Below are 7383 nucleotides of genomic sequence, written 5' to 3' on the forward strand. Positions count from 1 at the left end.
TATTGATTCAAAAAATCCATTTATACCAGTCTCGCTGTATCGTTTTTATAACGAATTGACTATAGAGTTACTTTTTCATAGCCAGATAATCTATTGCTAACTGACTAAGCGCTTTTGTACCCACTTTAAATGACGATTCATCTACGTAGAAGTAGGGAGAGTGGTTATAGGGGGCTTTAGCTGGGTCTTGGCCTGCTGGTGTCCCACCTAAAAAGAAAAATAAACCAGGTACTTCTTGAGCATAAAAGGAGAAATCCTCGGATGCTGTTATTTTAGGTATCTCTAATACATTGTCTGTACCTGCTACGTTTTTGAGCGTCGGTAACATTTGCGTGGTAAGGTCTGGGTTGTTAATCGTGACCGGATAACCTTTGTTGATTTTGACGTCAGCTTTGGCGCCCGATGCCATTGCTATATGAGTTGCCGTCGTCTTTATATTACTAAAAATCTGCTCGCGATTATCCATGTCAAAGTTACGAATAGTGCCAATCATATTGACATTATCTGGAATAATATTGTTGCGTACACCGCCGTCTATTTTACCAAAGGAGACAATGGCAGGCTCTTTGGTAATATCAATTTGACGGCTGACTATATGATTCACGCCGGTTACGATTTGCGCTGCAGTTGAAATAGGATCGACCCCGTTCCAAGGTGCTGAACCATGTGTTTGCTTACCATTTACTGTTATATCGAAGCTATCAGCACTCGCCATAACAGGGCCACTTCGGTAACCAATTTTTCCACTATTTAAACTCGATGTGATGTGTAACCCAAACGCCACCTCAGGCTTATACTTTTTAAATATACCCTCTTTTAACATAAGCTCAGCACCGCCTTCTTCACCCTCAGGGGCACCTTCTTCAGCAGGCTGAAACACAAACATAATATTGCCGTGCAATTCATTTTTAACCGCAGCTAGTACTTCAGCCGTGCCCATAAGCATAGCGACATGAGTATCGTGCCCGCAGGCGTGCATCACGCCAACTTCTTCACCCATGTACTTGGTCACAATGGTGGATTTAAAAGGTACGTCCGCCTTTTCGGTAACGGGTAGGGCATCCATGTCTGCGCGTAGCATCACTGTAGGGCCAGGTTTCGCACCCTTCAAAAATCCAACAACGCCTGTATGTGCGATATCAGTTTCGACCTGCATACCTAGTGATTTTAGGTGCTTGGCAACAATAGCGGCAGTGCGGGTTTCTCTATTGCCCAGCTCAGGATGCTTGTGAATATCTCGACGCCATTCAATCACTTTGTTTTCAACACTTTTAACTTCTTTATCGATGTTGATGTTGGCATGAGCGCTAAAGGTGCTACAGGCCATAATACCGACAGCCAATGATAATAATGATCGTTTCATACTTTCTTCCTTGAATGATGGTTTGTTGGTTGATTGATGTGTCTTCCTTGTAATTACTTTTCTATTCTCACGTTTTATAAAAATTTTTAATCCGCAATAGAGTTATTGATCATGCAAATACTGCCTGACTAGTTGATTGAAGGCTTCAGGCTGTTCAATATTGGAGATATGCGAGGCATCGATAGTCGCAAGCGTAGAGTGGGGGATATGATCGACCATATATTGACCATCGGCAACCGTCGTTACTGGATCCTCGGTACCTGCCACCACGGTGATAGGTACGCGAATATCTTTTAGTTGCTCGCGAGTATCCGCGACAGATAACGCCTCGCAGCAGCTGGCATAACCCTCGCTACTGCCAGCCGCGAGAGCGCTGGACAATGCTGCGACTACATCAGGATAACTATCGATAAAATCCGCTGTGAACCAACGCGGAGCAGCGGTAGCCGCGATAGGATCTAGACCTTGCGCGCGAACCAATTGCGCGCGATCTCTCCATGCCGCCTCATTACCAATCTTTGCCGCGGTATTGCATAGCATTAAGTGATGAAAGCGGTCAGGATGATGGATAGCCAGCCATTGACCAGTCATGCCGCCCATCGATATCCCACAAAAAAACGCTTTATCGATACTTAGATGATCGAGCAAATCAATGACATCTTGCCCAAGCTGATCCAAACGATAAGGACCTGTTGGTACAGAGGATTTACCATGACCACGGGTGTCGTAGCAGATAATAAAGTATTCAGTTTGCAAGACATCGATTTGCGGCTGCCACATATGATAGCTGGTACCCAAAGAGTTGGAGAATACTAGAGCAGGGTTGCTGCTATCGCCAAAGGTTGCGTAGTTGATATCGACGTCTTTATTTTTGAATACTGGCATAAATAGTTACCTCGCTTATTTATAATTATAAAGTTAAAAAACGCTGCAAGCGCTATTCACTATCCACACGTTCAATGATCATCGCGATACCTTGTCCAACGCCAATACACATCGAGCAGATAGCATAACGCTTGTCTGTTTTTTCCAGTTGATTAAGCGCTGTTAAAATCAATCGTGCACCTGAGGCGCCAAGTGGATGACCAAGGGCAATCGCACCACCGTTAGGGTTGACGCGCTCGCTATCATCAGCCAATCCTAAGTCACGCGTACAAGCTAGGGCTTGGGCGGCAAAGGCTTCGTTTAATTCAATGACATCCATCTCATCAAGTGACAGCCCAGTTTGCTTCAGCAGTTTTTTGATTGCGGGTGCTGGGGCAAAACCCATGATACGCGGCTCAACGCCTACCGTAGTTGAGGCCACAATACGCGCACGCGGCTTTAGATTAAACTCTTTCACCGCTTGCTCTGACGCCACTAGGAAGGCGGCTGCACCATCATTGATTCCAGAGGCGTTACCAGCCGTCACCGTACCATCTGCGGTGACGATAGGACGCAGTTTGGTCAACTTCTCAAGCGTGGTGTCAGCACGAGGATGCTCATCGGTATCGACAGTGACAGGCTCGCCTTTACGCTGCGGGATGACGACAGGGGTAATCTCATCTTTGAAGAATCCTGACGCTTGCGCCGCTGCGGTACGTTGTTGGCTACGTAGGGCGAATGCATCTTGATCAGCACGGTTGACATCGAATTGCTTTGCGACATTTTCAGCGGTTTGCGGCATGCTCTCTGTGCCATATAGCTCATCGAGCTTTGGATTGACAAAGCGCCAGCCCATAGTGGTATCTTCAAGCTTTTGACTACGACCGAACGTTTGATCTGATTTGCCCATGACGAATGGCGCACGGCTCATGCTCTCGACACCACCTGCGATAATGATATTGGCTTCACCTACTTTAATCGCGCGCGCCGCTATCGCTAACGCATCCATTGACGAGCCGCACAAGCGATTCACGGTGGTTGCCGGCACTTGATAAGGTAGACCCGCCAGCAATGACGACATACGTCCGACATTGCGATTGTCTTCGCCGCTTTGGTTGGCACAGCCGTAGATGACATCATCTACTTTTACCCAATTGACATTAGCATTACGTTCGATTAGCGCCTTGATAGGGATCGCACCTAAGTCGTCTGCACGTACGGGTGCTAGACTGCCGCCGTAGCGACCAAAAGGAGTGCGAATGGCATCAATAATATAAGCGTTATTTAAACGAGTGATTGAATCAGTCATAGTGATTATCCTGAATTTTGAGGGTTCTGGATTTTTATTAATTAAAGCTTTGATTGTTCTAAGCTTTGATTATCTTAAATTGTGATTAAGAGGGTTTTTTATTTAGTAGCGTCAATTAGCGCCGCGCCAGTCAATGCTTGCAAGTCCGCAAAGCTCATGCCATCGACCATTTCGGTGACTGCTAAGCCTTTATCGGTGACATCAATGACACATAAATCAGTATAAATGCGATCAACGCAGTTTTTGCCAGTCACAGGGTAGGTAAGCTCGCTGACGATTTTAGGGTCGCCAGTCTTAGTCGTGTGATTGGTCATCACAAAGACTTTTTTGGCACCGACGGCTAAGTCCATAGCACCGCCGACAGCAGGTATCGCATCTGTCGCACCGGTACTCCAGTTGGCTAAGTCGCCATTGGCTGCCACTTGAAACGCGCCCAACACGCAAATGTCGATATGACCACCGCGCATCATCGCAAAAGAGTCGCCATGATGAAAGAAGCTACCGCCATCGAGCATAGTGACGTATTCTTTGCCAGCATTGATTAGCTCGGGATCTTCTTCGCCTTTAGCAGGTGGCGGTCCAAAGGCAAGTAAGCCGTTTTCTGAATGCAAAAACACATCTTTATCATCAGGTAAGTATTGGGCAATTTTGGTCGGTAGTCCGATGCCTAAATTGACATAAGCACCATCTGGAATATCTTGTGCAGCGCGCTCGGCGATTTGATCGCGGGTCAAAACGGTGTAGGAAGTATGGCTCATGATGACGATCCTTATAATTGGCAGTATTAAGCGGTGGCTGTCGTTGCTGTGCTAGCAGATTCATCACTAGCAGGTTCAGTACTAGCAGGCTGGATTTGCACCACATGCTGCACAAAGATACCCGGTGTAATAACATGCTCAGGATCAAGCTCACCAAGATCTACCGTTTCAGAGACTTGAGCGATAGTTACATCAGCTGCCATTGCCATGATTGGACCGAAGTTACGTGCAGACTTGCGGTACACCAGATTGCCCCAGCGATCGCCTTTGGACGCTTTAATTAAAGCAAAATCCGCCTTGATTGGATATTCTAAAACATAGTCTTTACCATCGATATGACGAGTCTCTTTGCCTTCTGCGAGCAAAGTACCAAAGCCTGTTGGCGTATATACCGCGCCCAGTCCCATACCTGCAGCTTGAATACGACAAGCCAAATTGCCTTGTGGTACTAGCTCCAGCTCAATCTTGCCAGCATGATAAAGCTCATCAAATACCCAAGAGTCCGATTGGCGCGGGAAAGAGCAAATGATTTTACGCACAGCGCATGTTTTTAAGAGTTTGGCAAGGCCATGGTCGCCGTTACCGGCATTATTATTAATGATGACCAAATCCTTTACGCCCAAATTAATCAGCCCATCGATGAGCTCAGCTGGCTGACCAGCGGTACCAAAACCACCAATCATGATAGTAGCACCGTCTTTTATTTGGCTGAGTACGTCCGTTATACTTTTATCCGCTTTATTAATCATATTCATATCCTATGAAAAGTAATATTAGAAATCGTTTCTGCTGTGATATTTATTAGTGCTTTAATAATTGAAATGCTTTAGAGATTTAAATAGTTCAGATTGTTTGTTGGTAATTGTTTTAAACCATAAAGATTTTACAGTCAGGCTTATTAAGCAAATGACAATAAACGTTTTTTGTTTAACACATAATAGGCAATCATGCCAATCACAATACCCCAGAATACAGAACTAAGACCTAAAAAACTCATGCCGGATGCTGTCGCCAAAAAAGTAATCAAAGCGGCATCCCTTTGTTCATCATCTTTCATGGCCATAGTAATGTTGGCAGAGATAGCGCCGATAAGTGCAAGACCGGCCAGTGCCGCGACCAATTCTTTTGGCAATAAGCTAAATACCATCACAATACTACCAGCAAATAGACCACCCAAGAGATAAAAAATACCATTGGCTACTCCAGCGATATAGCGTTTTTCCTTTAGCTCGTGCGCATCTTTGCCTGTACATAAGGCAGCGGTGATGGCTGCAAGTACGATTGTGATGCCGCCAACACAGGCAACCGCTAATGAGGCGAGGCTTGCGATACTGACAATAGGCTTGGCTGGCGTGTCATAGCCGCTGAGATTTAAGATAGCCATACCGGGTAAAAATTGTCCAGTTAAGCTGACAAGGATAAGAGGGATAGCTAGGTTAAAGGTGGCATTCCATGACCATTCAGGCCAGATAAGCGTCGGTATGGTGATGGCTAAATTCATATCGACAGGATTCATCTTGCCGAATATGACACTCAGAATAACCCCACAAAACAATACCCAAATCATGGTGTAGCGCGGTGAAAAGCGCTTGGCAAATAGATAGCAACCAAGCATGCTAAAGACGATAACTGGCATGGTATCAGTGGCGACAAATAACTCTAAGCCAAATTGAAACAAAATGCCAGCCATCATGCCAGCAGCAATGCCATTCGGAATCCATTGTAAAATCTTGTCAAATGAGCCGGTGGCACCGACCAAAAATATCACAATCGCTGAGATAATATAAGCGGATATCGCCTCATTAATACTCATCTCTGGAAATACGGTCACCAGTAGAGCTGTACCGGGTGCTGACCACGCGGTGATGATAGGCGTTTTGTATTTAATAGATAGGAAGATACCAGATACGGCGGCGCCAATTGAGACACCCCAAATCCAAGAGGCCATCATGGCTTCTGAGACTTGCGCCGCCTGCGCTGCCTGAAAAAAGATAATCAAAGGTCCAGCATAAGAGATAAGGACGGCCAGAAACCCTGCAACGGACGCGGAGAGCGACCAGTCTTCTTTCAAGGTTTGAATTACAGTTGCCATATTGCTTCCTTGCAAATCAGCACTAGTCATAACATAGTCTGTTCAAAAAAAAGATACGTTTACTACTGGTATAAATTTTCCTCACTTGCTGTGCGCTTAGCCCTCGTCACCGCCACCCACAGGAATGGTGCTACCAGTGATATATGACGATTCATCTGACGCCAAAAATGCAATGGCATTGACTTGCTCATCTATCGTACCGTAGCGTTTCATAAAGGTGCGGTCAATGGTCTGGTCAACGACTGCATTCATCCATGATTTTTCATCATTAGTTAAAGGCTTTGCGTTACGTGGAATCTTTCGGGGTGGCGCTTTTGTGCCACCAGTCGCCACTGCATTCACTCGAATGCCATTATCTGCATACTCAAAAGCGAGCGATGCGGTCATGGCATTGACGCCGCCTTTTGATGCAGAATAGGGGATGCGATTGATACCGCGCGTCGCGATAGAAGACACATTGACGATAGTACCAGACTGCTGCTCAATCATCGTTGGTAATACAGCGCGGCAACACCACAATGTCGGAAATAAGGAGCGACTGACTTCTTTATTAATCTCTTCTTCTGAGAAATTGACGAAAGGCTTCATCCATATCGCACCGCCGACATTATTGACCAGCACATCAATACGCCCATAAGTATCAAGCGCTTTATTAATAGCTTCTTGTGCACCTTGATAGGTCTCAAGATCAGCTTGGATGGTCGTCGCGTGTCCACCATTTGCAATGATTTCTGCCAACACGTCTTCTACTAAAGGTGAGAAGTCTGCCATGACTATCTTGCCGCCCTCGCTTGCTAAGCGTAAAGCAACCCCGCGACCGATACCTTGCGCAGCCCCCGTTACGATACATACTTTATTATCAAAGCGCTTACTCATTGCTATTCCTTAAAAACGAAACTGTATTTCTAGAGCATATCTGTATGTATTTAATTCAAATTAAATATACTAATTAGCAGGTGTTACTGGTAAAAACTTTCTTGCTTGCTGTGCGTATGCA

General features: G+C 45.6%; 7 protein-coding genes. All 7 read right to left on the reverse strand.

All coding sequences use genetic code 11. The features are described 5' to 3' along the window. Positions 1-67 precede the first annotated feature (67 nt). Positions 68-1363, reverse strand: a complete 1296-nt coding sequence (locus tag PENNN9_RS05540; protein ID WP_025643616.1) for a M20 family metallopeptidase — start codon at positions 1361-1363, stop codon at positions 68-70. Between the two features lie 102 nt (positions 1364-1465). Then, on the reverse strand, positions 1466-2248 hold the full coding sequence (gene pcaD / locus PENNN9_RS05545; protein ID WP_058368725.1) for a 3-oxoadipate enol-lactonase: 783 nt from the start codon (positions 2246-2248) through the stop codon (positions 1466-1468). Positions 2249-2300: 52 nt separating this feature from the next. Continuing rightward, positions 2301-3536 carry a 3-oxoadipyl-CoA thiolase gene (pcaF, locus tag PENNN9_RS05550; RefSeq protein WP_058368726.1) on the reverse strand — a complete coding sequence of 412 codons (1236 nt, stop codon included), beginning with the start codon at positions 3534-3536 and terminating at the stop codon, positions 2301-2303. A gap of 98 nt (positions 3537-3634) precedes the next feature. Further along, positions 3635-4294 (reverse strand): 3-oxoacid CoA-transferase subunit B, encoded by a 660-nt coding sequence (locus tag PENNN9_RS05555; RefSeq protein WP_058368727.1) that lies wholly within the window; start codon positions 4292-4294, stop codon positions 3635-3637. A gap of 26 nt (positions 4295-4320) precedes the next feature. Continuing rightward, positions 4321-5043, reverse strand: coding sequence for a 3-oxoacid CoA-transferase subunit A (locus tag PENNN9_RS05560; RefSeq protein ID WP_058368728.1), 723 nt, complete (start codon positions 5041-5043; stop codon positions 4321-4323). A gap of 149 nt (positions 5044-5192) precedes the next feature. Then, the gene (benE, locus tag PENNN9_RS05565) at positions 5193-6386 is read right to left on the reverse strand and encodes a benzoate/H(+) symporter BenE (RefSeq protein ID WP_058368729.1); all 1194 of its coding nucleotides are present in this window, start codon (positions 6384-6386) and stop codon (positions 5193-5195) included. Between the two features lie 96 nt (positions 6387-6482). After that, positions 6483-7262, reverse strand: coding sequence for a 1,6-dihydroxycyclohexa-2,4-diene-1-carboxylate dehydrogenase (locus PENNN9_RS05570; protein WP_058368730.1), 780 nt, complete (start codon positions 7260-7262; stop codon positions 6483-6485). Positions 7263-7383: the final 121 nt, after the last annotated feature.

The sequence above is a fragment of the Psychrobacter sp. ENNN9_III genome, assembly GCF_001462175.1.
Taxonomy (GTDB): Bacteria; Pseudomonadota; Gammaproteobacteria; order Pseudomonadales; family Moraxellaceae; genus Psychrobacter.